Source organism: Gemmatimonadaceae bacterium (assembly GCA_036273715.1).
Lineage (GTDB): Bacteria > Gemmatimonadota > Gemmatimonadetes > Gemmatimonadales > Gemmatimonadaceae > JADGGM01.
Window position 1 is genome coordinate 93,120 of sequence record DASUHB010000064.1, and the last position, 25,401, is coordinate 118,520.

General features: G+C 69.3%; 21 protein-coding genes. 15 read left to right on the forward strand and 6 right to left on the reverse strand.

Annotation, left to right across the window (positions count from 1 at the left end; genetic code table 11):
* Window positions 1–11: 11 nt before the first annotated feature.
* Window positions 12–1,121, reverse strand: a complete 1,110-nt coding sequence (locus tag VFW04_14120) for an ABC transporter permease (protein HEX5180468.1) — start codon at window positions 1,119–1,121, stop codon at window positions 12–14.
* Complete coding sequence (locus tag VFW04_14125) at window positions 1,114–2,034, reverse strand: ABC transporter ATP-binding protein (GenBank protein HEX5180469.1); 921 nt, start codon at window positions 2,032–2,034, stop codon at window positions 1,114–1,116. The genes VFW04_14120 and VFW04_14125 overlap by 8 nt, the downstream gene beginning before the upstream one ends.
* 238 nt (window positions 2,035–2,272) lie before the next feature.
* On the opposite strand from VFW04_14125, the gene VFW04_14130 reads away from it, so the two are divergent.
* From VFW04_14130 to VFW04_14155, 6 genes are read left to right on the forward strand one after another with little or no spacing between them, the layout of a single operon-like run.
* Window positions 2,273–3,016, forward strand: a complete 744-nt coding sequence (locus tag VFW04_14130) for a GntR family transcriptional regulator (GenBank protein ID HEX5180470.1) — start codon at window positions 2,273–2,275, stop codon at window positions 3,014–3,016.
* On the forward strand, window positions 3,016–4,461 hold the full coding sequence (locus tag VFW04_14135; protein HEX5180471.1) for an aldehyde dehydrogenase family protein: 1,446 nt from the start codon (window positions 3,016–3,018) through the stop codon (window positions 4,459–4,461). Before VFW04_14130 ends, VFW04_14135 begins: the two co-directional genes overlap by 1 nt.
* Window positions 4,458–5,372, forward strand: coding sequence for a dihydrodipicolinate synthase family protein (locus VFW04_14140; GenBank protein HEX5180472.1), 915 nt, complete (start codon window positions 4,458–4,460; stop codon window positions 5,370–5,372). The genes VFW04_14135 and VFW04_14140 overlap by 4 nt, the downstream gene beginning before the upstream one ends.
* Window positions 5,369–6,337 (forward strand): proline racemase family protein, encoded by a 969-nt coding sequence (locus VFW04_14145; GenBank protein ID HEX5180473.1) that lies wholly within the window; start codon window positions 5,369–5,371, stop codon window positions 6,335–6,337. Before VFW04_14140 ends, VFW04_14145 begins: the two co-directional genes overlap by 4 nt.
* Window positions 6,334–7,533, forward strand: coding sequence for an FAD-dependent oxidoreductase (locus tag VFW04_14150; protein ID HEX5180474.1), 1,200 nt, complete (start codon window positions 6,334–6,336; stop codon window positions 7,531–7,533). Before VFW04_14145 ends, VFW04_14150 begins: the two co-directional genes overlap by 4 nt.
* Window positions 7,518–9,080: an FAD-dependent oxidoreductase gene (locus VFW04_14155; GenBank protein HEX5180475.1), complete on the forward strand. Its 1,563-nt coding sequence runs from the start codon at window positions 7,518–7,520 to the stop codon at window positions 9,078–9,080. The genes VFW04_14150 and VFW04_14155 overlap by 16 nt, the downstream gene beginning before the upstream one ends.
* Before the next feature lie 19 nt (window positions 9,081–9,099).
* On the opposite strand, the gene VFW04_14160 is transcribed toward VFW04_14155, so the two are convergent.
* A complete protein-coding gene (locus tag VFW04_14160; GenBank protein HEX5180476.1) occupies window positions 9,100–10,512 on the reverse strand; it encodes a M20/M25/M40 family metallo-hydrolase in 1,413 nt (470 codons plus the stop codon).
* Between VFW04_14160 and VFW04_14165 the strand changes: the two genes are divergently transcribed.
* From VFW04_14165 to VFW04_14185, 5 genes are all read left to right on the forward strand, one after another.
* Window positions 10,511–12,910, forward strand: a complete 2,400-nt coding sequence (locus tag VFW04_14165) for a hypothetical protein (GenBank protein HEX5180477.1) — start codon at window positions 10,511–10,513, stop codon at window positions 12,908–12,910. The genes VFW04_14160 and VFW04_14165 overlap by 2 nt on opposite strands.
* Before the next feature lie 170 nt (window positions 12,911–13,080).
* Complete coding sequence (gene panD, locus VFW04_14170; GenBank protein HEX5180478.1) at window positions 13,081–13,452, forward strand: aspartate 1-decarboxylase; 372 nt, start codon at window positions 13,081–13,083, stop codon at window positions 13,450–13,452.
* A 204-nt stretch (window positions 13,453–13,656) separates the two neighbouring features.
* On the forward strand, window positions 13,657–14,913 hold the full coding sequence (locus VFW04_14175) for a GGDEF domain-containing protein (GenBank protein HEX5180479.1): 1,257 nt from the start codon (window positions 13,657–13,659) through the stop codon (window positions 14,911–14,913).
* Between the two features lie 78 nt (window positions 14,914–14,991).
* Window positions 14,992–15,342, forward strand: coding sequence for a PadR family transcriptional regulator (locus VFW04_14180; protein ID HEX5180480.1), 351 nt, complete (start codon window positions 14,992–14,994; stop codon window positions 15,340–15,342).
* 19 nt (window positions 15,343–15,361) lie between these two features.
* The gene (locus VFW04_14185; GenBank protein ID HEX5180481.1) at window positions 15,362–18,046 is read left to right on the forward strand and encodes an ABC transporter permease; all 2,685 of its coding nucleotides are present in this window, start codon (window positions 15,362–15,364) and stop codon (window positions 18,044–18,046) included.
* Window positions 18,047–18,159: 113 nt separating this feature from the next.
* Here the strand turns inward: VFW04_14185 and VFW04_14190 are convergent, their stop codons facing one another.
* From VFW04_14190 to pruA, 3 genes are read right to left on the reverse strand one after another with little or no spacing between them, the layout of a single operon-like run.
* The gene (locus VFW04_14190) at window positions 18,160–18,645 is read right to left on the reverse strand and encodes a hypothetical protein (GenBank protein HEX5180482.1); all 486 of its coding nucleotides are present in this window, start codon (window positions 18,643–18,645) and stop codon (window positions 18,160–18,162) included.
* An 11-nt stretch (window positions 18,646–18,656) separates the two neighbouring features.
* The gene (locus VFW04_14195) at window positions 18,657–19,571 is read right to left on the reverse strand and encodes a PhzF family phenazine biosynthesis protein (GenBank protein HEX5180483.1); all 915 of its coding nucleotides are present in this window, start codon (window positions 19,569–19,571) and stop codon (window positions 18,657–18,659) included.
* The gene (gene pruA, locus VFW04_14200) at window positions 19,571–21,319 is read right to left on the reverse strand and encodes an L-glutamate gamma-semialdehyde dehydrogenase (GenBank protein ID HEX5180484.1); all 1,749 of its coding nucleotides are present in this window, start codon (window positions 21,317–21,319) and stop codon (window positions 19,571–19,573) included. Before pruA ends, VFW04_14195 begins: the two co-directional genes overlap by 1 nt.
* 196 nt (window positions 21,320–21,515) lie before the next feature.
* On the opposite strand from pruA, the gene VFW04_14205 reads away from it, so the two are divergent.
* From VFW04_14205 to VFW04_14220, 4 genes are read left to right on the forward strand one after another with little or no spacing between them, the layout of a single operon-like run.
* Window positions 21,516–22,868, forward strand: coding sequence for an APC family permease (locus VFW04_14205; GenBank protein ID HEX5180485.1), 1,353 nt, complete (start codon window positions 21,516–21,518; stop codon window positions 22,866–22,868).
* Between the two features lie 22 nt (window positions 22,869–22,890).
* Window positions 22,891–23,739, forward strand: a complete 849-nt coding sequence (locus VFW04_14210; protein HEX5180486.1) for a sialidase family protein — start codon at window positions 22,891–22,893, stop codon at window positions 23,737–23,739.
* A gap of 16 nt (window positions 23,740–23,755) precedes the next feature.
* Window positions 23,756–24,433, forward strand: coding sequence for a response regulator (locus tag VFW04_14215; protein HEX5180487.1), 678 nt, complete (start codon window positions 23,756–23,758; stop codon window positions 24,431–24,433).
* Window positions 24,434–25,363 (forward strand): deoxyribonuclease IV, encoded by a 930-nt coding sequence (locus VFW04_14220; GenBank protein HEX5180488.1) that lies wholly within the window; start codon window positions 24,434–24,436, stop codon window positions 25,361–25,363. It abuts the gene before it with no gap.
* Window positions 25,364–25,401 lie beyond the last annotated feature (38 nt).

Genomic DNA, 25,401 nt, shown 5'->3' on the forward strand with positions numbered 1-25,401 from the left:
CAGGCGAGCGGCTACTTCCAGCGGAATAACTTCAACGCGACGAGGAAGCTGACCACCAGCCAGGCCAGGGTTATGCCTAACTCGCCGGCCACGTGGCCGAGCCCCGCACCCTGAAGCATGTTCGCGCGCAGGGCGTTGTTCACCGCGGTGAGCGGCAGCGCCTGGATGAAGGGCTGCATCGTCTTCGGGAAGTTCGAGGCCGAGAAGAAGACGCCCGAGAACACCCACATCGGCAGCATCACTAAATTCATCAGGCCCGACGCGCCTTCCACCGTGCGCGCGCGCGAGGCGACCAGAAGTCCCATCGCGCCGAAGGTGAGCGACGCGATGAGGCAGATGAACGCCAGCTCGAGGTACGAGCCGCGCAGCGGAACGCCGAAAATCAGCGCGCCGAAGCCCAACAGCGTCACCACCTCGAAGAAGAGCATCGTCAGGCGCGACAGCAGGAACGATGCGAGGTATTCGGGCTTGCGCATCGGCGTCGCGATGAGCCGCTTGAGCAGCTTCTTCTTGCGCGCGTCGACGATGGCGAAGCCGATGCCCCAGATGCCGCTGCCCATCAGGTTCATGCCTAACAGGCCCGGAATCACGAAGTCGATGTAGCGCGATCCGCGCTCGTGGATGTGCTGGTCGCCCGCGGCCACCGGGTCGCGCCGCCCCGCCGCGCGCTGGACTGCAGCATCGGCGACGAGCCGTGCGGCGCGCGCTTCGGGCCGCGTGTCGTCATAGCGGTAGGACACGGCGCCGGCGCCCTGCGGCACCACGACGAGTGCTACCTCGCCGGTGCGCAATGCCTGCGCGGCGGCGCTGTCGTCGAGCAGATCGACATTGAGCGACGAATCGCTGCGTAAGGCTGCCGCGAGCGGCGCCGCACCCGGCGCGGTGGACAACACCGCGACGTGCTGCTTTTCCGCGGGCCGATTCCGGAACGCGATGCCGAGTCCGGCTGCGAGCAGCACCGGGAAGACGAAGACCCAGAAAACCGCCTCCGGCTCGCGCAAGAACTCGCGGTAGCGCACGAGCGTGAGCTGCACCAACGAGCTGTCGCGAACGCCGCGCGGCTTTCGCGGCGCTCGGGCCTGGCTCTCCCGTGCGGGCGGGGCGAGCGTCGTCTCAGTCATCGCGCAAATGCCGTCCGGTGAGCGACACGAACACATCCTCCAGCGTGGCCGAGTGCGTCTGCAACTCGTTCATCTCGATGCCGCGCTGGGTAAGCGCAGCGAGCAAGGCCGGCACGACGCGGTGCAGCTCCGAGACATCCAGTTGGAAGCCGCCATTCTCGGCGCGCGCATCGAGGACGCCGTCGATGGCGCGCAACGCCGAGAGATCGATTCGGGCGGCCTGCGATGCCGAGAACGTCACCACATGCTCTGCGCGCCGGGCGCGGATCAACTCGCGCGGCGTGCCGAGCGCGATCACCTTGCCGTGGTCCATGATCGCGACGCGATCGCAGAGGCGTTCGGCCTCATCCATATAGTGGGTGGTGAGGACGATTGTTCGGCCGGCAGCGCGGAACTGCTCGATGAGATCCCAGAGCTGTCGCCGCGCCTGCGGATCGAGTCCCGTGGTTGGTTCATCGAGGAAAAGCAGATCAGGGTCGCCGACCAGCGCGCAGGCAAGGGCGAGCCGCTGCTTCTGACCACCGGACAGACCGCCGACGCGCGAGTGCTGCTTCTCCTCGAGCTGCACGAGCGCGATGACATCGGACACCTCTCGTCCTTCGCGAAAGAAGGACCGAAAGAGTCGCACCGTTTCCTCGACGGTGAGTTTTTCGGAGAGCTGCGTCTCCTGCAGCTGGATTCCGAGGCGCTCGCGGAGCTCGCGCGGCTGTTCGGTCCACCGGCGGCCCAGGACGATGACATCGCCGCTGTCGGGACTAGTGAGGCCTTCGCAGATCTCGATGGTGGTGGTTTTGCCGGCGCCGTTGGGTCCGAGGAGGCCGAAGCACTCACCCGCGCGCACGTCGAGGTCGAGGCCATCGACGGCCACGACATCCGGATACGACTTGCGGAGGGATCGGATCGTGAGGGACATGGGCGCGGCCAAAGGGACGCGAAATATAGCGGGGGCAAGGAGAGAGGAAGTGGGAGCGGGCGCGGCCAGCGGCCGGCGGCGAGCGCGCGTCTCGCGCGGGGCGCGACCCGGGCGCCAGATTGCGTGAGAGGCTATCGACCGGACTTGTGAGGGAGCGCGGATTGGATACTTTATCCCGGAGCTGCCAATTGAAGCAGCGTGGCTGCGACGACCGTTCACCGTTAGGCAGCGAGCGCACATGATCAACCCACCGGCACCCAGGTCCGGCATCCGCACCGATGGCGCGGCGGGCACGCTTGCGCCTCGGGCCCCGGCGGGCGCGCCGATCGAACGATTCACCCTGGCCGGCGCGACTCTCCAGGCGATCCGGGAGCGCATTCTTTCCGGTGCCTATGCGGAGGGCGATCCGCTTCGGCAGGATGCGATTGCCGCTGAGCTGGGTGTGAGCCGCATACCGGTGCGCGAGGCGCTGCGGCAGCTAGAAGTCGAGGGACTGGTTACATTCAGTCCCCATCGTGGCGCTGTAGTGTCAACATTTTCGCTCGCGGAAATCGAAGAACTATTCGAGCTGCGGGCGCAGATCGAAGCGGATCTGGTGCGCCGAGCGGTGCCGAGGATGACGCCGCCAGACTTCGCGCGGGCGGAGGAAGTACTGGACGCATACGATTCCGCATTTCGGCGGCGAGACATCGCCGCTTGGGGTGAGCTCAACTGGCATCTGCACTCGACTGTGCTGGCGCCGGCGCAGCGACCGCTTACGCTTGGGATTGCGGAGCGGTTGCATCGACACGCCGAACGGTATGCTCGGATGCAGCTCGCGTTGACGCATGGCGAGTCCCGGGCGAGTGAGGAGCATCGCGCTATCGTGACGGCGGCGCGGCGTCACAACGCGGATCGCGCGGCGCAGCTCATGGGGACGCACATCACGGGGGCGGGTCGTTCGCTCATCCGCTTCCTCCGCGAACGGCGGGGCGAGGGCTGATGACGTCGGCGGTTCTGGCTGACCTGGTGGGGGGAGCCTTTCGACCGGCGGCGGGCGGGGCGACGGTTGCGTCGGTGAATCCGTCTGACGAGTCCGACATCGTCGCGATGGTGCCCGAGGGCTCTGCGGCGTCGGCGCGGGCGGCGGCGGATGCGGCGGCAGAAGCGTTAGGCGGCTGGCGATCACTGACCGGGCCGGCACGGGCCGAGCATCTGTACAACTGGGCCGAGGTCATCCGGCAGCGCGCGGACGAGCTGGCGCGGGCGATGACGCGCGAGGTGGGGAAGCCGATCGCCGAGTCGCGCGGCGAGGTGGCGCGGGCGGTGGTGATCCTGCGGTACTATGCGGGCGAGGCGGTGCGCGCGGTGGGCGAGGTGATTCCATCGCAGGCGCCGGGCGCGCTGCAGTTCACGCTGCAGGAGCCGTTAGGCGTGGTGGCGCTCGTCACGCCGTGGAATTTTCCGCTGGCGATTCCGCTTTGGAAGGCGGCGCCGGCGCTGGCGTTCGGCAACACGGTGGTGCTCAAGCCGTCGGAGATGTCGGCGCAGGTCGCGTCGCTCCTGGCCGAGACGGCCGTCGCGGCCAAGCTGCCGCCGGGCGTGTTCAACGTCGTGCACGGGATCGGGCCTAACGTCGGCACGCCGCTGCTCGAGCATTCCGCGGTGCGGGGCATCTCGTTCACGGGCTCGAGCGCCGTGGGCGCGCAGGTCGCCGCGCTCGCCGCGCGGCGGAACGTGCGCTTCCAGACCGAGATGGGCGGCAAGAACGTGCTGATTGTGGCGCAGGACGCCGACCTCGATGCCGCCGCGTCGCTGGCGGCATCGGGCGCGATGCGCTACGCGGGCCAGAAGTGTACGGCGACGAGCCGCGTCGTGGTGGTGCGCGATGTCGCGGCCGACTTTCTGGCCCGGCTGCGGGCGCAGATCGAGCGGCTTCCGTTAGGCCCGGTGGACGACCCGGCCGCGGCCGTCGGTCCGGTGATCAGCGCGCGTTCGCGCGCTTCGATCGCGACGGCGTTGCGCGACGCGCGGCCGGAGCGCCTGTTCGGCGGCGAGCTGCCCAACGACGCGCGGTTCGCCCGCGGATATTTCGTGGCCCCGCTGGTCATCCGGCTGGCCGATCCGGATGCGCCGCTCGCCCAACGCGAGCTGTTCGGCCCGGTGCTCGGTGTGTTCGAGGCGGAGGATCTCGATCACGCGATCCATCTGGCGAACCGCACGCCGTTCGGGCTGAGCGCGTCGCTGTTCACGCGCGACATCCGGTCGGCGCTCAAGTACGTGCGCAGGATCGAGGTCGGGCTGGTGCGTGTGAACGGCGACACGACCGGCGTCGACCCGCACGCGCCGTTCGGCGGCATGAAGGGCTCGAGCTCGGGCAGTCGCGAGCAGGGGCCGGCGGCGCGCGAGTTCTACACCGAGACCAAGACGGTCCAGATCAACCCGTGACGACATCCATGCGCACCGACGATTGGCGCGGCGTGTTTCCCGCGATTACGACGCCGTTTCGCGACGACCTGAGCGTCGACCACGAGTTCCTGTGCGAGCACGCGGCGTGGATGGTGGCCCAGGGCGCCACCGGCCTGGTGCCGCTCGGCTCGTTAGGCGAAGCGCCGGCGCTGTCGTTCGACGAGAAAGTGCGTATCCTCGAGACGTGCCGGAGCGCGCTCCGCGCCGGCACGCCGCTCATCGCCGGCATCTCGGCGTCCAGCACGGCGGAAGCGGTGGCGCTGGCGAAGGAGGCGCATCGCGCCGGGTGCGACGGGCTGATGGTGCTGCCGCCATACGTCTATCGGGGCGATTGGCGGGAAACGAAGGCGCACGTGACGGCGGTGCTTCGCGCGACGCCGCTGTCGTGCATGCTGTACAACAATCCGATCGCGTACGGCACCGACTTCGTGCCGGAGCAGATCCGCGAGCTGGCGCAACACGACAACCTGCACGCGGTCAAGGAATCGAGCGGCGACGTGCGGCGCATCACGGCGATCAGGCAGTTGTTAGGCGACCGGTTGACGATCCTGGTGGGCCTGGATGATCTGGCCGTGGAGGGCGTCGCGGCCGGTGCGCAGGGGTGGATTGCGGGATTGGTGAACGCGCTGCCGGCGCAGACGATGCGGCTGTGGGAGCACGCGACGGCCGGCCGGTGGCGTGAGGCGCGCGCGCTGTACGACTGGTTCCTGCCGCTGTTGCGGCTCGACACGACTCCGAAGTTCGTCCAGCTGATCAAGCTCGTGCAGCGCGAGGTAGGGAAGGGAAGCGCGCGGGTGCGGCCGCCGCGGCTCGAACTGGATGGCGACGAGCTCGACGCCGCGCTGGCGGGCATCCGCGCGACGCTCGCGTCGGCGGAGGCGCGCGGGTGAGCACGGCGGCCGGTACGATCGACGCCATCGAGGTGGTCGACTCGCACACCGAGGGCGAGCCGACGCGGGTGGTGATCGCCGGATGGCCGTTGCCTAACGGTACGACGATGGCCGAGCGCCGCGAGTCGATGCGCCGCGATCAGGATCGGCTGCGCCAGGCCGTGATTCTCGAGCCGCGCGGGCACGACGCCGTCGTCGGCGCGCTGCTCACCCCGGCGGTGAGTCCGGGCGCGGCGACGGGCGTGGTGTTCTTCAACGACGTCGGCTATCTCGGGATGTGCGGGCACGGGCTCATCGGCGTGGTGCGCACGCTGGAGCATCTGGGGCGCATCGGCCCGGGGGCGGTCTGCGTGGATACGCCGGTCGGACTCGTGCGTGCGGAGCTCGCGCGAGACGGGTCGGTGTCGCTCGAGAACGTGCCGTCGTTCGTGCATCGGGAAGAGGTGGCGCTCGAGGTGCCGGGTGTGGGCGCGGTGTGCGGCGACGTGGCCTGGGGCGGCAACTGGTTCTTCCTAACGGAGCTCGACGGCGCCGAGCTGGGGTTGTCGCGGGTGCGCGAGCTGACGCAGGCGACGATGGCGATTCGCGATGCGCTGGCGCGCGCCGGCGTGAGGGGCGAGCATGGCGCGCCGGTGGATCACATCGAGCTGTTCGGGCCGCCGGCGCGGGAGGACGCAGACAGCCGGAACTTCGTGTTGTGTCCGGGCGCCGCGTACGACCGCTCGCCGTGCGGCACCGGCACATCGGCGAAGATGGCGACGCTGCACACGCGCGGCAAACTCCGAGCGGGCGAGCGGTGGCGCCAGGAGAGCATCACGGGCAGCCTGTTCACCGGGTGGGTGGAGGAGCGCGCGGGGATGCGCGGGGTGATCCCGCACATCGAGGGGCGCGCGTTCGTGACGGGGCGTGCGACGCTGCTCTTCGACCCGCGCGACCCGTTCCGGTTAGGCATCGCGGCCGCGTGACGGACGGCGCCCGGTTCGGCGCGCGGCGAACGGCGCGGCCGGATGTGGTGATCGTCGGCGCCGGCATCGTCGGCGCGGCGTGCGCCCTGGCGCTGGCGCGGGAACAGCTCGACGTGCAGATCGTCGATGCGTCGTTTGCCGGCAGCGGCTCGACCGCGGCGGCGATGGGCCATCTCGTCGTCATGGACGACACGCCCGCCCAACTGGCGTTGACGAGCTTCTCGCGCGGTCTCTGGGACCGCATGGCGGATGAGCTGCCGGCCGGCTGCGAATACGAGATGCGCGGCACGGTGTGGGTGGCCGGCAACGACGAGGAGATGGAGGCAGCGCGGGCGAAGCAGGCCGTGTACGCCGCGCACGGCGTTGCCTCGTCGCTCGTGGATGCGGCGGAGTTGGCACGGATGGAGCCGGCGCTGCGGCCGGGCCTGGCCGGGGCGCTGTCGGTGCCGGGGGACGGCGTGCTGTACCCGCCTAACGCAGCGCGCTGGTGCATCGAGCGGGCGGTGGCGCTGGGCGCCGTGGTGCGCGAGCGGTGCGAGGCCGTTGCGCTTTCGCGCGGCGCCGTGCGCGTTCGCGCAGCGGGTGGCGTCGAGGAATCGATTTCGGCCGGCGCGATCGTCATCGCCGCGGGCATCGATGCGCCGCGACTGGTGCCGGAGCTGCCGATCGTGCCGCGCAAGGGACATCTCGTGATCACCGACCGGTATCCGGGGCTGTGTCACGCGCAGCTTGTGGAACTGGGGTACCTGCGGAGCGCGCACGGATTGAGCGGTGAATCGGTGGCGTTCAACGTGCAGCCGCGCGCGACCGGACAGCTGCTCATCGGATCGTCGCGCCAACTGGCCGGGCGCGATGGCGCGATCGACGATGTTGTGTTAGGCGCGATGGTGCGGCGTGCGACGTCGTTCCTGCCGGCGTTGGCGCGGTGCGACGTCGTGCGGGTGTGGACCGGCTTTCGTCCGGCGACGCCCGACGGGCTGCCGTTGATCGGGCGGTGGCACGCGGAGCCGGGCGTGTGGATCGCCGCCGGGCATGAAGGGTTAGGCATCACGACGGCGCCCGGGACGGCGGCATTGATCGCAGCCGACCTCGTCGGCCGCGCGCCGCCGATCGACCCTGCGCCCTACGATCCCGGACGCCCGATGCGTCCAGCGAGCGACGCGACGCCGGAGGAGCACGCGTGCCGCGCGACGTGACGGTCACCGTCGACGGGCGGCGGATCAGCGCGCCGGAGGGCTCGACCTTGGCGTCGGCGATGCTGGGCGCCGAGGTCACGCATTTTCGCACGTCGGTGACGGGCGCGCCGCGGGCGCCGGTCTGCGGGATGGGCGTGTGCTTCGAGTGCCGCGTGACGGTGGACGGGCGACCGCACCAGCGATCGTGTCTCATCCCGTGCACCGACGGCATGCGCGTGGAGACGTCGCCTAACGAAATCGGCGCATGGGCGCCGCCGCCGGACGCGGTCCACGAGAGCCGCTCGTGTGATGTGGCGGTTGTGGGCGGCGGGCCGGCGGGCATCGCCGCGGCCGTCGCGGCGTCGGCGGCGGGTGCGCGCGTGATCGTGATCGATCAGGGGATGCGTCCGGGTGGACAGATCTGGCGGCACCGCGACCCGGCGGCGCTGCCGAAGGCCGCCCGGAACTGGTTGGCGCGACTCGGCGAGAAGGGGGGCGGCGCGCCACCGGAATGGCTCGCCCGGTCGACTGTGTTCGATGCGAGGGTGGGCGAGGACATCGTCTTGCGCCTAACTGGTGAGGGCGCGCGCGGGTGCGGCGCGGTGCGCGCGCGGCGCGTTGTGCTCGCGACCGGCGCGCGCGAGCTGCTGCTGCCGTTCGATGGATGGACGCTGCCGGGCGTCCTGGCGTTGGGTGGCGCGCAGGCCCTGCTCAAAGGCGGCATGGTGGTGCGCGGCAAACGCGCGGTGGTTGCGGGGTCCGGTCCGTTGCTCCTGCCGGTTGCCGCGGCGTTGTCGCGCGCCGGGGCCCGCGTCATGTTCGTGGCCGAGCAGGCGCCGATCGCGCAGGCGGCCGCGTTCGCGGCCGGCCTGTGGTCGCATCCGGCGAAGCTCTGGCAGGCGGCGGCGTACGGCGCGTCCCTGCGTGGCGCGACGGTCCGGTTCGGCACGTGGGTGCGCTCGGCCGAGGGCGACCAGGGCCGGGTCGCTCGGGTGCGCCTAACGAACGGACGGCGGGCCTGGACGGTGCCGTGCGATCTGCTCTGCGCGAGCTACGGATTCGTGCCGGCCGTCGAGCTGGCGCGCCTGATGGGGTGCGACGTCGAGCGCGGGCGGGTGGCCGTGGATGCGCTGCAGCGCACGACCGTGCCCAACGTGTGGTGCGCGGGCGAGCCTACGGGCGTCGCCGGCGAGGCGGCGGCGCTAGTCGAAGGCCGCATCGCCGGGCTGGATGCGGCGGGCGACGAGGCGCGCGCGCGATCGGCGCGGCTCCAGCGCGCGCGCGACGGCTGGCGTCGCTTCGGTGAGCGCCTCACGGACGCGTTTCGTCCGCGGGATGAGGTCCGGCGGCTGGCGAGCGACAGCACGGTGGTGTGCCGGTGCGAGGACGTGCGGCGCGAATCGCTCGATCCGTCGTGGTCGGTGCGCCAGGCGAAGCTGTACACGCGCATCACAATGGGCCCGTGCCAGGGCATGGTGTGCGGCGCCGCCTGTACGAGCTTGTTCGGCTGGTCGCCGGGAACGGTGCGGCCGCCCGTCGGCGGGACGGAGGTCGCTCGTCTCGGTTAGGCCAGGACGCCGGCGGCCATCACTGCGCGTAGCGGAGTACGTCGTACAGGTACCGGATGCCGGCGCGGACGTTGGCCGTCGAGATCCGCTCGTCGTTGCCGTGGACGCCCCGCTGGGCATCGCTGCTCTCCACCTGGAACGGGTCGAAGCCGTAGGTCACGATGCCTAACGCTCGATAGTACGGGCGATCGGTGGCGCCCGTGAGCATCGGGGTGGTCACGATGGCGCCGGGCACGCGGTCGCGCGCGGCACGCTCGATTGCCCGGAACAGATCGGTGTCGATCGGGCTTTCGAGCGGCGCGTTCACCGGCGCGAAGGGCGTCCAGTGCACGGCCGTGTCGTTCACCACGGCCTGGAGCCGCGCCAACACGGCAGCCGGATCGGCGTCGGGCAACAATCGGATGTCGAGCTCCGCGGTCGCTTCGGATGGGATGACGTTCGTCTTGTTCGATGCCGAGAGGACGGTCTCGGAAATCGTGTTTCGCAGGATCGCATTCCAGTAGATGTTGCTCGTGATCCATGCGCGCGCGCGCGGATCGCGTAGGGCGGTGCGCACGTCGGAGAGCCACGCACGCTCTTCGCCGGAGTACGTCGGGGCGATGTCGTGCAGGAATTTTGCGACGCCCGGTGTGACGTGCAGCGGTGTCTCGTAGTGCGCGAGCTTGTCGAGCGCCGCCACAAGGCGCGGCACCGGGTTGTTCTTCGTTGGGCGCGATCCGTGCGAGGCGATCCCGTGCACGGTGAGATGCTGCCAGAACGTCCGCTTCTCCGAGACGCTGACGCCGACGTACTCGAGCGTGCCGTCGTGGACGAGGTTGTCGCCGCCCTCGGTGAGCAGGTACTCGATGCCATGGAGCAGATTCGCGTGCCGCGATGCGAAGATGCGCGCGCCGCTGCTGCCGAGCTCTTCGTCGGAATTACCGATGAACACGATGTCGCGCGTACGATGGATTCCGGAGCGTTCGAGGGCGATCATCGCCATGAGCTGCACGATGCCCTCGCTCTTCATGTCTAACGCGCCGCGACCGTAGATGTAGCCGTCCTTGATGACGCCGCCGAACGGATCGACGCTCCAGAATTTGGGCGTCGCCGGCACCACGTCCATGTGGTGCACCAGCGCGATGCCTTTCTTGGCGCCGTCGCCCGTGAGGCGCACGTACAGGTTTCCCCGCGACGGACCGAGCGCCGTCGATTCTGTGTCGAGCACTTGCACCGTGAACCCTTCGCGCTCGAGGACGGGTATCAGGAACTTGATGGCCGCCATCTCGTTGCCCGGCGGGTTTGTCGTGTTGACGCGGATGTAGTCGGCGAGCAGCTGCACCGCCGTGTCGCCCAACGCGTTCCAGTCGAGCGCGGCCGATCGTTGGGCATGAGCCGCGGTCACCGGCGCCGCGAGCATGGCGAGCGTCGCCGCTAGAGCAGAGAATCGCATGGCAGGAATCGGCGATCGTGCGCATGAAATCGCAATGGGGCCGGCCGACGAAACCGGACTGCGCAGGCGCTCGTACGGCGCACACGACACCCACGTGACCGGCGGCATGATGCTTTGGCTTGGAGTTGTGTTCGCATTGCAGGCTCACGCTGCGCGAGACACCGCGCAGACGTCGACGCGCGCCGACACTCCTCTGGTCGCGACGCCGGCGCAAATCGCCAACGCGTACGAGGATTCGAGCGCGCGCACGCTCGTGGCTCGTGCGCGGGCGGCGCGCGTCAGCCAGGATTCGTCGCTCAAAGCATACGACGCGACGGCAAAGCGCCGCTTCACCGTCAACTTCGGGCTGGGTGCGCACGGTCCCGAGCGGCTCCTCATCCGCAGCGAAGGTGCATCGCGCGTGCGTTGGACGCGCGGCGTTGGTGCGCACATCGACATTCTCGCGGCGCGCACGGCGATCCCGCTCGCGTATCCGGGTGCGCGCGTGCTGTCGGAGATGTTGGATGACAATCCGGTGCCGTATTTCCCGGGTCGCGAGGGCCTGGTTGGCTTCTCGGAAGTGGTGCGATCGCGCCAGCGGCACGACTCGCCGATGATTCATCCGCTCGAGGACGGCGCGGAGTCGATGTATCGATTCGCGACCGGCGACTCGGTGTCGCTGGCGTTTCCGGACGGCCGGCGGATTCGGCTACGCGAGATTCGGGTGATTCCGCGCTCGCCGCGGTACGACTTGATCGTCGGCTCGCTGTGGATCGATGAATCATCCGGGCAGCTCGTGCGCGCCGTGTACCGCCCCGCGGCGGACATGGACATCGCCGACATGGCCCGTCGCGACGACCCGCACTCGTTCGACGACGTTCCAGCGTTAGTCAAGCCGTTGATCTTCCCGATGAGCGCGACGATCTCCGCGTTCATCGTCGAGTACGGCCTGGTGGACGAGCGCTGGTGGATGCCGCGCGTACAGACCATCGAGGGTCGCGCGCGCATGGGCCCGACGCACGCGACGTTCTCGGTCGAACAGAATTTCCGGTACGCGAGTGTGAACGTGGCGGATTCGCTGCCGCCGATCGCGATGGCCGCGGTGACGGATTCGGCGCGTGAAGCGCGGCGTGATTCGATCCGCACGGCTCGTCGCCGCGACCGCCGGCACGGCGACGACGACGAGGATCCGGACATGCAGTCGATCAGATGCCCGCGCGCCGACACGCTCGTGCGATATCAGATGCGCCACGACGGCGCGCTGCCGATCGAGATCCGGATTCCGTGCGACACGGCGGCGTTGGCGCATTCGCCGGAGCTGCCGCCGTCGATCTTCGACTCGGGCGCGGAGACCTTCGGCGTTCCGGACCGCGATGCGGTGCTCAAGTCGCTTGGGTTAGGCGTGCAGCCGGGCTGGAGTCCGGGTGCGCCGTCTCTGCACTACGGCCTCGAGGATGGGCTGACCCGTTACAACCGGGTGGAAGGGTTGTCGCTCGGCGCGCGCCTGGACGAGCAGTTCGGCGCCGGGCTGTCGGGAAGCGTCACCGGCCGCATCGGCGTCGCGGATCTGCAGCCGGGGTTCGACGCGCAGGTGCAGCGGTCGGACGGCGTACGAACGTTATCGTTAGGCACCTACCGGAGATTGGTGCCGGCGAGTCCGTGGGGCGACCCGTTCTCGCTTGGCAGCTCGATCGGGGCGCTGATGCTGGGCAACGACGATGCATTCTATTATCGGGCGTGGGGTGTGGAGCTCGGCGGCCGGCGTGACGGACGAGCCACCATCCAGTGGCGCGCGTTCGCCGAGGACCAACGGAATGCCGACGTCAACACGCCGTTTTCGCTGTATCATGCGTTAGGCGCGCGCGATGGCGCGCCGCCCAACATTCGCGCCGCGCGCGCCGGCGAGGCCGGCGGCGTGGTGTCGGCGCACGAAGACTTCGGACTCGACCCGGCCGGCTGGCGCGTCGGCCTCGGCGCCTCGCTCGAGGGAGCGGGCGGCACGTTCGATTACGGGCGCGGATCGCTCGACGCATCGGTGTCGCGCGGCATCTGGTCCGGGCTCAGCGCATCGCTGGGCGCGAGTGCGGGCACGAGCGTCGGGACCGTCGCCCCGCAACGTCTGTGGTACCTCGGCGGCGCGCAGACCGTGCGCGGCCAGATCATGGGTGCGGAGGCGGGCGACGCGTACTGGTTCGGCCGCGCGGAGCTCGGGTACGGGCTCCTGGCTCTTCGCCCAACGGTGTTCTTCGACATCGGCTGGGCGGGGTCTCGGAGCGAGTGGTGGTCGCCCGGCCGGCCGATCAGCGGCGCGGGCGTCGGGTTGTCGTTACTGGACGGTTTGCTACATGTGGATGTCGCGCACGGCATCCAGCCGTCGAGGTCCTGGCGGGGCGCGCTGTATTTGGAGACCCGCCCGTAAAGGCGGACCGGACGGACAAGGACGGACACGGACGGACAGGGATTTTTTGGCGGAAAGGATCTGTCGTGATCGGCCTACCGGGTCGGCTATCTTTCAAGAGAGAAAACAGCGTTCGGGGCGGAGAGGTCCGGGCGCGGAATCTGGCATCTACGAGTGAGAGCGCGGACACTATGCGTCGCAGGATGTGCAAGTCGAAGATCCATCGCGCAACGATTACCGGCGCGGATCTGCAGTATGAGGGGAGCTTGACTCTGGACCGCGACCTGATGGACGCGGCCGATCTGGAGCCCTACGAGCAAGTGCAAGTGGTGAATGTGAATACGGGCTCGCGACTCGAGACCTACGTGATCGAGGGTGAACGCGGGAGCGGCGTCATCCAGCTGAATGGGGCGGCGGCAAGGATGGGCGCGCCGGGCGATCCGGTGATCGTCATGAGCTACGCTGACTACGACGAGAGCGAGCTTGCGCTGTTCGCGCCGAGGGTGGTGTTCGTGGACGAGCGGAATCGGATCGTCAAAGGGCGGATTCGGCGCGCGAAGTAAGTCAGCGGGTCGTCTGGCGGCAGCGGGCGACGCGTCGTCGACTGGTTACATCGTGCTTGGGCGCGTCGTCGAAAGAGCACGCCAGCACGCTGTGCAGCAATCGCCAGGTTGCCGAACGTCGCACGCGCTTTCGTCGCTTTTCCTAAGGGACGTGCGCCGGCGTCTGCGCTCCCCATCGTGGCGCTCACCACGCAGTCATAGCGGATGCCAGACGCACTCTCGACTACGACGCCGTCACACGCCCACGAGCAGACCAACGCCGAGGTGCTGTTGTGGCAGGGCAAGGTTCGCGCGGGATTCGCGGCCTTGGCCGGCGCAGTCGGGCTGATCCTGCACCTCACGGCGACCGTCACGCGGTCGCCGCGCGTTGGGCTGTTGACGTTGCTCAGCTATCTGGTGGTCAACTTGTGGCTGAGCCGCAGCGCCCGCCGGCGCGGCGCGGCGCGCGATTGGATGGTGGCGGTGACGATGGCGTCCGACGTGTTGTTCATGCTGGCCATCGCGTACCTGTTGATCCCGCCGCAGCATTACGACCGCGTGTTGTTAGGCGGTTTCGCGATTCTGCACCTCACCGAATTCTATTTCGGACGGCGGCTGTCCTGGATGGTCTTGGGCGGCCTCGTGGCCGGGTACCTCGGCCTGGTGTCGAACGCGATCGCGAACGGCGCCGTGCTGTCCTGGACGTCCGAGTTAGGCACGGCGGCGGTGTTCACGGTGGCGGCCGCGACGTTCATCGTCCACTACAGCAATTTCAACTGGCGGCTCAACGAGATCGTCTCGCTGTTCGATCGGGCGGAAGGCGGCGACTTCTCCGGCGAGTACGACGCCGCGGCCGACAAGCGGCCGGACAGCGTGACGCTGGTGGGCCGCGCGTACAACCGCGTGCGCCCGCAGCTCGCGAATCTCGTGATGACCGACGCCTTGAGCGGATGCCAGAACCGGCGCGGGTTGGAGCAGCAGCTGGCGCGCGAAGTGTCGCGGGCAGCGCGGACCGGGCGCGAGCTGGCGCTGATTGCGATCGACGTCGATCACTTCAAGACCATCAACGACACCTTCGGGCATTTGGCAGGCGACGCCGTGATCCAGGAAGTGGGCGAGCTCTTGCGGTCGGTGGCGCGCACGGGCGACGTGGTGGCCCGCACCGGGGGCGACGAGTTCATGCTGCTTTTGCCGGAGACGAACGCCGCCGGCGCATTCCGCCTGGCGACGCGCACACGGGAAGAAGTCTCGAAGCGCCGTTTCCAGGGGATTTCGGGCAAGGTCCCGGTGACGGTGAGCATCGGACTCGTGGCCGACCGCGTGACGGACGAGAACGTGGTGCACGATCTGCATTCGCGCGCCGACGAGGCGTTGTACGCGGCGAAAGACGGCGGACGCAACCGCGTGAGCATCTGGACGCCGAACTTGCGCGCGATCGCGGTGCAGCGGGCCGGGCAGGCGCTCATGCGCACCGGCACGTAGCCGGTCCCGCGCCGGCCGGTTGACAGGCCGCGTCGCTTGTCCTAGACTCTCAGGTGAGATTATTCACTGAGAGTCTCAATGGCGGCCGAGGCGTTGCCCCTGGTCAAGGGGACGTTGGATGTGCTGGTCCTCAAGGGATTGTCGTGGGGGGCCATGCATGGCTTCGAGATCACGTCGTGGCTCGAGGCACACTCGAGCGGCCGGCTCGACGTCGATGACAGCGCGCTCTACCAGGCGCTGCATCGCATGGAAGAGCGCGGTCTGGTCGAAGCCGAGTGGGGAGTAACCGAGAACAATCGTCGGGCGCGGTACTACCGGATCACGCCGGCCGGCCGTGCGCATCTGCGCGCTGAAAGCGCGCGGTGGGTGCGCTACGCGGAGACGGTGACGAGCATCCTCACCGCGCGCCAGCGCGCCGCGCCGGCGTGATGCGCGCGCGGGGTGCGCGATGAGCGAGCGGCGCGTTAGGCGGCTGCTGCGGCTGTCGGAGGGCCGCGATCGCGTGGGCGCGGAGATGGACGAAGAGGTGGCGTTCCATCTGCAGCAGCGCGTGGAGCAGCTCGTGGCGCGCGGCCTGTCGCCGGAGGATGCGCGGGCCGAAGCGCTCGCGCGATTCGGACCCATCGAGCTGGCGACGCAGCGGCTCCGCGAGTCCGCCGTGCAGCGCGAGCGGCGCCGCGAAGGGCGCGAACGCGCCGGCATGCTCCGGCGAGACCTCGCATACAGCATTCGCTCGCTGCGCCGCAGCCCGGTGTTTGCCGCGGCGGCGATCGTGACTCTTGCGTTGGGCATCGGCGCCAACAGCGCCGTGGCGGGGTTGATCCGCGCGGTGCTGCTCCGGACGCCGCCCTACACGGCGCCCTCGCGGCTGGTGATGGTGTGGGAGCGCTTGCCGGCGTTAGGCGGAAGCGGCGACCGGTTGGGCGCGTCGCTGCCGGAATTCGTGGACTATCGAGACCGGAACCGGGTCTTCTCGGCGATGGCGGGCTTCGAGAACAATGAGCTCGACCTGACTGGCGACGGGCCGCCCGAGCGTCTCGCCGCGGCGGAAGTGACCAGCAATCTCTTTGCGACGCTTGGCGTCCGGCCGGTCCTCGGCCGGGATTTCACCGCGGCGGACGGGCAGGAAGGTGCCGGCAAGGTCGCGATCCTGAGCTACCCGTTGTGGCAGAGTCGCTTCGGCGGCGATGCATCCGTCGTTGGGCGCGTGGTTCGTTTGAACGAGGAATCGTTCACGGTGGTTGGCGTGATGCCGCGCGGGTTCGAGTTTCCGTGGCCGGGCATGCCGCTCTCCGACAAGGCGGACCTCTGGACGCCTCTCGTGTTCACGCGCGCCGCGCTCGCCGCTCGCGCGGAGAGCTACGATGTGCGGATGGTCGCGCGCCTCGCGCCGGGTGTGACGCTCGACCATGCCCGCGCCGACCTCACGAGAATCGTCGACGGGTTCCGCGAGGAGTATCCGCAGATTTACGCCGGGAACGTGCAGACGCAGACCATGGTCGACGGACTGGTGGCGGACGCGCGGGCGGATGCGCGCCCGCTGCTGCTGGCGCTCGCCGGCGCGGTGGTGGTGGTGCTGCTCATCGCCTGCGCCAACGCGGCGCATCTGCTGCTGGCGCGCGCCGTGTCGCGGCGGCCGGAAGTGGCGCTGCGGCGCGCGTTAGGCGCGGGCGCCGGCCACGTGGTCGGGCAGGCGCTGATCGAGGCGCTGGTGCTGGCCGCGGTCGGCGCGGGTGTAGGGATCGGGCTGGCCGCGGCGCTGGTGGGCATCATCAGGCGATTCGGACCGGACAACATCGCGGGACTGGCACAGGCGCGCATCGATGGACACGTACTGGCGTTCACCGCGGTGCTGGCGTTAGTCACAGCGCTCGTGTGCGGCGTCGTGCCGGCGCTCCGCTCGGCGAAGAGCGATGCGGGCGAGACGCTCAGATCGGGGCGACGTGATGTGGGGGGCGGACGCGGGCGGCAGAAGCTGCGAAGCGCGCTCGTGGTGTTCGAGGCGGCGAGCGCGATGGTGCTGGTGGTGAGCGCGAGCCTGCTCGTGCGCAGTTTGATTCACGTGCTCGAGGTGCCGCCCGGATTCGATCCGGACGGCGTGGTCGTGGCGCGGACCACATTCGACTATCATCGCTACGCGAGCGACGACAAGCGTCGGACCGCCGAGCGAACGATCCTCGAGCGACTGCGTGCGCTGCCCGGCGCGCAGGCGGTTGGCTTGACGACGCATCTCCCGATTGCGGACGAGCGCGAGATCGGGTTCACGGTGGACGGCCGCGATCCGAACGAGTTTCACTGGGCTGCCAACGCGCTCGTCGGCGACGACTATTTCCGCGTGATGCGGATTCCGTTGTTGCGCGGCCGCACGTTCGGCGCGGCCGACGTCCCGAGCGCGCCCTGGTCGGCGGTGATCAACGAGAGCATGGCGCGGCACTACTGGCCTAACGGAGACGCGGTGGGCCGGGTGGTGCGGTGGGGCGGTCGGCCGCTCACGATCGTGGGGGTGGTCGGCGACGTGCGGGTGGGCGGCCTGGACGCGCCGGTGCAGCCGACGATTTACGGGTCGGTGTTCCAGCTCGAGAGCGGCGCGACGCAGTTCGCGGTGTTCATCGTGCGGACGGCGTCCGATCCGCAGAGTCTGCTCGATGCGATGCGGCGGACGATCTGGTCGGTGGATGGCGGGCTCCCCGTGTACGGCAGGACGACGCTGGGCGACGTGGTCTCGCGGTCGGTTGCGACCCGGCGCTTCCTGGTGTGGCTGCTGACGGGCTTCGCGATCGCGGCGCTGGCGCTGGCCGTGGTCGGACTGTACGGCGTGCTCTCCTATGCCGTCGTCCAACGAACCCCGGAGCTCGGCGTGCGGGTTGCGTTAGGCGCGAGACCGGGCGATGTGTCGCGGCTCGTGGTGCGGGACGGGCTGCGGCTGGCGGGCGGCGGCATCGCGATCGGCGCCATCGCCGCTGCGGGCGCCGGCGCTGCGCTGGCGCGGCTGTTGTTCGGCGTGGGGCCGTTCGATGTCGTCGCGTATGCCGTGGCGGCCGGGGTGCTGGCCGGTGCGTCGTTGCTCGCGTGTTGGATTCCGGCGAGGCGGGCGGCGCGTCTCGATCCGCTGACGGCGTTGCGCGCCGAGTAGACCGCCGGGCATTGATGCTCGGCCCTGTACCCCGTGCGAGCGCACCGGGCGGATTAGGCGGCGCCTCGCCCGGGCCAGCACCACCTTCGGTTCGACAGCACGAGGCCAGCCGCTCAGCCGCCGAACCGTCGCACCGACAATGCAATCGGCACGCCCACGAAGAACCAGTGCTCGACGAACTCCGCGCTCTTGAGCGCGAACGACAGGTGGCTCGGGCCGGCGGCCGAGAGTGGAACGATTACGACGTGCATTACCACGTACACGCACGCGCCGAAGAGCATGCCGCTCAACACCGGCCGGTGGACGAGAAATCGCCAGGTCCGGCTCGCTGCGTAGAACACGGCGGCCGCGCCTAACGCGATCGTGAAGTGGCAGATCACGCCGAGTACCGCCGACGGCGCGCCGTCCGAGAACGATGCGCGGCCGAGCAGCCCGGAGGCGATCGCCTGCGGGATGAGGATCGGATGCTTCGGGCTGTACACGATGATCGCGTACGCCAGATCGAGGATGCCCACGATCACACCACCGACGACGATCGCGGCAATCGGGCGGCCGGCGGCACGCGGAGAAGCGGCGATTTCCCCGGCGGTCGTTGTCACAGTCGGAGCCGTCAGTCGCCTGTCTCGATCTGTCCTTCCGAGACCATCACGGTTTCGCCGCCCACCTTTACGCTCTGGATGTCGCCGCCCGTCTTCTCGACGACGATCTCGAGGAGGCTGGGCCGCCCCATCTCGATACCCTGTTCAACGACCCAGCGCAGCGTGCCGTCGGCGCGCGTGTCGCGCGCGGCGAGATAGGCGCCGAGAGCCGTCGCGGCGGATCCGGTGGCGGGATCTTCGGGGACGCTCAGCCCGGGGACGAACACGCGCGCGTGCACATCGGCGTCCTCGCGCTCGGCGTCGCGCGAGAACACGAGGATCTGCGGCGCCCAGTACGACTTGATGGACGATTCCCAGTGGTCCATGCGCACGTGTGCGCGCCTAACGGCGTCGCGGTCCTTGAGCGGCACGATGAGAAACGGCAAGCCGCAGGAGACGCCTTGCGGCGCCGTCATGCCGCCCTGGATGTCGGCCGCCTCCAGGGCCAGCACGTCGGCGAGCACCGAGCGGCCGGGCGTCGGCGGTCCGATTTCCGGCGCCTGCGCGGCGGTGAGCTGCGCGAACGTCGGCTTGCCATCCGTGGCGCGGATGAGCACCGGTACCGGTCCCACCTTCTCCTCGAACACGATCTTCGTCTCGGCGCCGCGGAGCGGCACTTTGCCTAACGTCGCCAGCGCGTGCGCGGCGCCGACCGTCGGGTGGCCGGCGAAGGGCAGCTCGGCGGCCGGCGTGAAAATGCGCAGGCGCTTGGTGTGTTCGGGGCGCTCGGGCGGATAGACGAATACCGTCTCGGAGAGATTGAACTCGCGTGCGATGCGCTGCAGCGAGCCTTCCGGGATGCCGGTCGCATCGGGGAAGACCGCGAGCGGATTGCCGCCGAACAGTTGATTCGTGAAGACGTCGCAGGTGTAGAACCGTGCCCGCATCAGGCTTCGCCCATGAACGGATACGTGTAGTCCGTGGGTGGATTGAAATTCTCCTTGATCGCGCGCGCACTCACCCAGCGGGTGAGGTTGAGCTTGGAGCCCGCCTTGTCGTTGGTGCCTGACGCGCGGGCGCCGCCGAACGGCTGCTGCCCAACGACGGCGCCGGTCGGCTTGTCGTTGATGTAAAAATTGCCGGCCGCGTCGCGCAGCACCGAGGCGGCCAGTCGCGCGGCGGCGCGATCCGTCGCGAACACGGCGCCGGTGAGCGCGTACGGCGACGTGCGGTCGATGACCGAAAGAGTTTCCTCGAATTTCGCGTCGGGGTACACGTACGCGGTGACGACGGGCCCGAAAATCTCCTCGCACAGGAGGCGGAATCCCGGGTCGCGTGTCTCGACGAGCGTCGGTTCGATGAAGTAGCCTTCGCCTCCGTTAGTCCCGCCGCCGGCGATGATGCGCGCGTTGCGCTTCGCCTCGCCGATGTACTCGCTGATTTTCGTGAACGCTTTCTTGTCGATCACGGCGCCCATGAAGTTGCGGAAATCGGCCACGTCGCCCACGGCGATCTCGTCGATCATCGCCGCGATGCGGTCGCGCACGTCCGGCCACAGCGAGTGCGGCACGTAAATCCGGCTTGCAGCCGAGCACTTCTGTCCCTGGTATTCGAATGCGCCGCGCGTCACCGCGACTGCTAACGCAGCCGGATCGGCCGACGCATGCGCGACGATGAAGTCCTTGCCGCCGGTCTCGCCGACGATCCGGGGATAGGACCGATAAGTGGAAACGCTGTCGCCGATCTGCTTCCAGATACCGTTGAACACACCGGTGCTGCCCGTGAAATGGACGCCCGCGAAGTCGCGGTGGCCGATGAGCTGCGAGGAAATCGACGCGGCATCGCCCGACACGAGATTGATGACGCCCGGGGGAAGGCCCGCTGCCTCGAGGATCTTCATGATGTAGTGCGCCGACAGCATGGCGGTGCTCGCGGGCTTCCATACGACGGTGTTGCCCATGAGGGCGGGCGCCGTGGGCAGGTTGCCGCCGATCGACGTGAAGTTGAACGGCGTCACGGCGTAGACGAACCCTTCCAGCGGGCGGTACTCGAGTGCATTCCACTGCGAGTGATCGGAGCGCGGCTGTTCGTCGTACAGCTCCTGCGCGAACCACGGGTTGTAGCGCCAGAAATCGATCAGCTCGCACGCGGCATCGATCTCGGCCTGGAACGCGGTCTTCGACTGGCCGAGCATCGTGGCGGCATTGAGCGTCGCGCGCCAGGTCGTGGCGAGCAGCTCGGCGGCGCGGAGAAAGACGGCGGCGCGATCGTCGAGCGACCAGCGCGACCATTCGCGATGCGCCGTGCGCGCCGCATCGATTGCGTTAGTCACATGCTTCGCGTCGGCCAGGTGATAGTCGGCGAGCACGTGGCGGTGGTCGTGCGGCATTGCCGTGGGCGCCGTGTTGCCGGTGCGCACGTCGCGGCCGCCGATCACGAGCGGGATGTCGATACGCTCGCTGCTCATCGTGCGGAGTCGTGCCTTGAGCTCTTTCCGTTCCGCCGAGCCGGGCGCGTACGAGCGTATCGGCTCGTTGATCGGCGTCGGAATGGCGCGTCCGCCGTTGAAGGCGGCCACGACGGCGGGGCCGTGCTGCGGCGCGGGTGCGCTCGCCGGCGGTGCGACGGTATCGGTCTTGGCGCGCGGGCGTTGGGCGGGGGCGCGCTTGCGTGTGCGGGCAGCTGGTGCGGACATGGGTACCTCCGTCGAGCCAACGGCGGACGCGGTGTGTCCGGCCGGGCGCTAAAGATACCGCGGGTCAACCGGTGCGGCCAACGCCCGCGCTCTCTGGCCGGCGCGCAGGCGGCATCGCATCATATGCTCGTGTCGTCCCCCTCGCGCGACCAGTCGGTCACGGTCGCGTTGTCCGCCCATCCGTCACCCACGAGCAATGACTGCGTCCAAGGTCGAGAGCGGCGGACGACTTCTGCGTGTCTTCGGCATCGTGTTCGGACTCGCGGTGATCATCGGGAACACGATCGGCGCCGGCATTCTCGCTGCGCCGGGTGAGATCGCGGGGCGGCTGCCCACTCCGGCACTGTTCTTCGGCGTGTGGATCGCGGGCGGCGTGTACGCACTCCTCGGCGCGCTCAACCTCGCCGAGCTCGGTGCGATGCTGCCGCGGTCGGGTGGGCAGTACGTGTTCGCGCGGCATGCGTTCGGCCCGTACACGGGTTTCGTGATCGGGTGGAGCGACTGGTTGTCGACGTGCGCGAGCACGGCGGCCGTGTCGATCGTGATCGGCACGTCGGTGGGCGAGCTGGTCCCGGCGATGGCGCCGTTTGGGAAATGGGTGGCAACGGCGACGGTCGTGGTGTTCACGGCCATTCTGTGGCGCGGTCAGCGCACGAGCGGCACGTCGCAAGCGGTGACGAGCGTGCTCAAAGGGCTGGCGTTGATCGCGCTCATTCTCGCGTGTTTCTTGCTGCGGCGGTCGGCGCCTAACGTCGCCGCGCCGGCGGCGGTACCGGTCGGCGGAGCGCTGTTCGCGGCGATCGTGCTGTCGATGCAATCGATCATTTACACGTACGATGGGTGGAACGGCGTCGTATACTTTTCCGAGGAAGTGCACGATCCCGGCCGGGACATTCCGCGCTCGATGCTCGGCGGCGTGGTGTCGGTAATCGCGGTCTACGTGCTTCTCAACCTCGGGTTTGCGTACGTGCTCTCGCTGTCCGGGATGGCGAACCAGTCGTTGGTTGCCTCGTCGGCGGCGCGGGCGCTCTTCGGGCCGGGCGGCTACACGGTAGTCAACTGCCTAACGGTGCTGTTGTTGATCAGCAGCGTGAACGCCCTGCTGCTGATGTCGTCGCGCGTGCCGGTCGCCATGAGCCAGGATGGACTGTTTCCGGCGGCCGCGTCGCGCGTGTCGAGAAGCGGAACTCCGACGGTGTCGCTCGCGGCGAGCGCGGCCGTATCCCTCGGGTTCATCGCGAGCGGAGTGTTCAAGACCGTGACCGCGATCGCCGCGTTCTACTTCGTGGCGAACTACATTGTCTCGTTCTCGGCGATGTTCCTGCTCAGGCGACGCGAGCCGGATCGGCCGCGGCCGTACCGCGCCTGGGGCTACCCATGGACCACCGGCTTGGCCCTGATTGGCTCGGCGGCCTTTCTCATCGGCGCCGTGGTGGGCGACACCACGTTGAGCCTCTACGCGTTGGCGTTGTTGGCGGTGAGTTATCCGATCTACCGGGTGGGGCTTCGCATGGGCGCGCCAATCGATGAGCCGTCCGCTGGCGCATAGCTGCGCCGGTTAGATTGTCGGCGTGCGCCCGCAATCGAGACTGTCCCGCATTCGCATCGACGGACTGCGCCGAGCCGCGCTGCTGGGCGTGTCGGCAGTGCTGGTCGGTTCGTGCGATCGTCCGCCGCTCACGTGGCGTGAGACCATGCGGAAGCCTAACGCGCCGAGCGCGGGTTGGCGGCTGCTGGTCGACGGACGCGGGACGCCCGCGCTGGATGCGGCGCCGACCGCGCCGTTCGTGGCGCCCACGGGCGCGTGTCCGAACTCGATCGTGTTCGCATCGGCGGGCGGCGGCAACTGGTTCACCGCGTGGTGGCAGCCGCGCGCCGACAGCAGTGCGCGGCTCATGGTGTCGCGCTCGACGAACGCCGGGCAATCCTGGACCGCGCCCGTCGCCGCCGAGTCGCGCGACACGGCGCCGCTGGGCTGCGCCCGGCCTAACCCGGCGCTCGCCGCCGACTCGGCGGCCGGTGTGGTGCACCTCGCGTACTTCATCGCGCTCAGCCGCGGCTCGGGCGTCTGGTACGCGCAGTCGCGCGATCAGGGCGCGACGTGGCCCGATCCCGTGGGCGTGTTCTACGGCGACGATCCGGCGCACGCAGATGTCGCGGCGCGGCACGACACCGTGATCGTCGCGTACGAGTATCCGAACGACGATGACGGCCGGGTGGGCGTCGCGCTGTCGTACGACGCGGGGCACGAGTTCACCGTCCGCATGCCCGTGTCGCCGGGGACCGAGCGGGCGAGCGATCCGCGGGTGGCGTTAGGCGGCGGTGTGGTGGCGGTCGGTTGGACGTCGGGCGAGGTGACGGGCGGACGCAGCGCCGCGTTCACGGTGGTCGACGTCGCTCCGTTAGGCGGCGGCAAATGACGCACGGGAGGCGCTGATGCGCGTGGTCCTGGCCGACGACGATCTGGTGTTGCAACGGCTGCTGCGCACCGCGCTCGAGCGCCGCGGCCACGAGGTGACGGTCGCGTCCGACGGCGACACGGCGTGGCGCGCCATCGAGCGCGAGCCGCCGCCGCTGGCGGTGCTCGACTGGAACATGCCGGTGGTCGATGGGCTCGAGGTGTGCCGCCGCGCCCGCGCGGGCGAAGCGACCCGTGACACGTTCCTGCTCGTCGTCACCGGACGCGATGCGCCCGAAGATGTCGAAGCGGCGCTCGAAGCCGGCGCCGACGACTACCTGATGAAGCCCCTCGATCCGGCCGGACTCATGGCGCGGTTGGCCATCGCCGAGCGGCGCATCGTGCTCGATGGCGAGCGGCGCGACGCCGTGACGAAGCTCGCGCGCGCGCAATGGCTGGCCGGGATCGGCGAGACCGCGATCGCGGTGCAGCACGAAGTGAACAACCCCCTCACCGCGCTCATGATCGAAGCGCAGGCCATCGCGCACCTCGGCGGCGCCAACGCCGAGCTGCGCGCCCTCGGCGAATCGATCCACGCCCAGAGCGAGCGCATCGCGACCATCGTGCGGCGTCTCGGGCAGCTGCATGATCCGCGCAGCGTCGAGTATCTGCGCGGCGGGTCGCGGATGATCGATCTGTCGTCGGACGGTTCCTGAATGCCTAACGGAGCGGCCCGCGGCGCCGGGCGGCGCTACATCGTCGGCGCGCACGCGTCCGATGCCGGCGGCATCCACACCGCCGTGCTCCGGGCGGCCGCCGGCGGCATGGACGCGCTGCAGCTGTTCACCGCGATTCCCACGTATTACGGCGACAAGTCGTCCATTCGCGCCGAGCGCGTCGAACGGTTCCGTACCGCCCTCGCGTCGACCAGGATCGACCCGGGCAACATCGTCGTTCACGCCGCCTACGTACTCAACACGGCGACCGCCGACGAGCAGAAGTGGGGCCGATCCGCCGCCGGTCTCGCCAAGGAGCTGGAACGGTCCAGTGCGCTCGGCGTGGGCGCCGTATGCTTCCATCCCGGCGCTGCGTTGGGCGGCGACCCGGAGGCGGCCATGGCGCGCGTCGCCCGCGCGATGTCGCAGGCCCTCGAAAAAGTGTCGGGGTCGACGCGCCTGCTGGTCGAGAACACCGCGGGTGCAGGTCTCACGGTTGGACGGACGGCGCACGAGGTCGGATCCATTCTGGCGGACATTCCCGCCGTGCTGCGCAAGCGCGCGGGCTATGGACTCGACACATGCCATCTGTTTGCGGCCGGCCACGACATCGTGTCGTCCGCCGATGCGCTGCGGGCTACGCTGGATGCATTCGAAGACGCATGCGGCGAGCCGCCGTCGTTCTTTCACCTGAACGACAGCGAGGGCGCACAGGGATCGAATCGCGATCGGCATGCGCTGCTGGGCCAGGGCAAGATTGGGATCGAACCGTTTCGATGGCTGCTGGAGGATCGGCGCGCGAGGGGCGTCCCGCTCATCCTCGAGACCCCGCATCGCGAGGGCTCCGACGCCGATGACAATCTCGCACCGGATCCGAACGACGTCGAAATGTTGCAGCTCTTGCGCGGCATGATGCTGTCCAATGCCTGACGGGAGCGCGAAACTGCGTTTTATCGCTCGTCGTATGT

Excerpts from the sequence above, each read along its gene's own strand:
- VFW04_14120 (HEX5180468.1), bottom strand. The coding sequence starts at position 1,121 with ATGACTGAGACGACGCTCGCCCCGCCCGCACGGGAGAGCCAGGCCCGA.
- VFW04_14135 (HEX5180471.1), top strand. The coding sequence starts at position 3,016 with ATGACGTCGGCGGTTCTGGCTGACCTGGTGGGGGGAGCCTTTCGACCG.
- VFW04_14165 (HEX5180477.1), top strand. The coding sequence starts at position 10,511 with ATGGCAGGAATCGGCGATCGTGCGCATGAAATCGCAATGGGGCCGGCC.
- pruA (HEX5180484.1), bottom strand. The coding sequence starts at position 21,319 with ATGTCCGCACCAGCTGCCCGCACACGCAAGCGCGCCCCCGCCCAACGC.
- VFW04_14185 (HEX5180481.1), top strand. The coding sequence starts at position 15,362 with ATGAGCGAGCGGCGCGTTAGGCGGCTGCTGCGGCTGTCGGAGGGCCGC.
- VFW04_14125 (HEX5180469.1), bottom strand. The coding sequence starts at position 2,034 with ATGTCCCTCACGATCCGATCCCTCCGCAAGTCGTATCCGGATGTCGTG.
- VFW04_14220 (HEX5180488.1), top strand. The coding sequence starts at position 24,434 with ATGCCTAACGGAGCGGCCCGCGGCGCCGGGCGGCGCTACATCGTCGGC.
- VFW04_14130 (HEX5180470.1), top strand. The coding sequence starts at position 2,273 with ATGATCAACCCACCGGCACCCAGGTCCGGCATCCGCACCGATGGCGCG.
- VFW04_14215 (HEX5180487.1), top strand. The coding sequence starts at position 23,756 with ATGCGCGTGGTCCTGGCCGACGACGATCTGGTGTTGCAACGGCTGCTG.
- VFW04_14205 (HEX5180485.1), top strand. The coding sequence starts at position 21,516 with ATGACTGCGTCCAAGGTCGAGAGCGGCGGACGACTTCTGCGTGTCTTC.
- panD (HEX5180478.1), top strand. The coding sequence starts at position 13,081 with ATGCGTCGCAGGATGTGCAAGTCGAAGATCCATCGCGCAACGATTACC.
- VFW04_14175 (HEX5180479.1), top strand. The coding sequence starts at position 13,657 with ATGCCAGACGCACTCTCGACTACGACGCCGTCACACGCCCACGAGCAG.
- VFW04_14195 (HEX5180483.1), bottom strand. The coding sequence starts at position 19,571 with ATGCGGGCACGGTTCTACACCTGCGACGTCTTCACGAATCAACTGTTC.
- VFW04_14160 (HEX5180476.1), bottom strand. The coding sequence starts at position 10,512 with ATGCGATTCTCTGCTCTAGCGGCGACGCTCGCCATGCTCGCGGCGCCG.
- VFW04_14180 (HEX5180480.1), top strand. The coding sequence starts at position 14,992 with ATGGCGGCCGAGGCGTTGCCCCTGGTCAAGGGGACGTTGGATGTGCTG.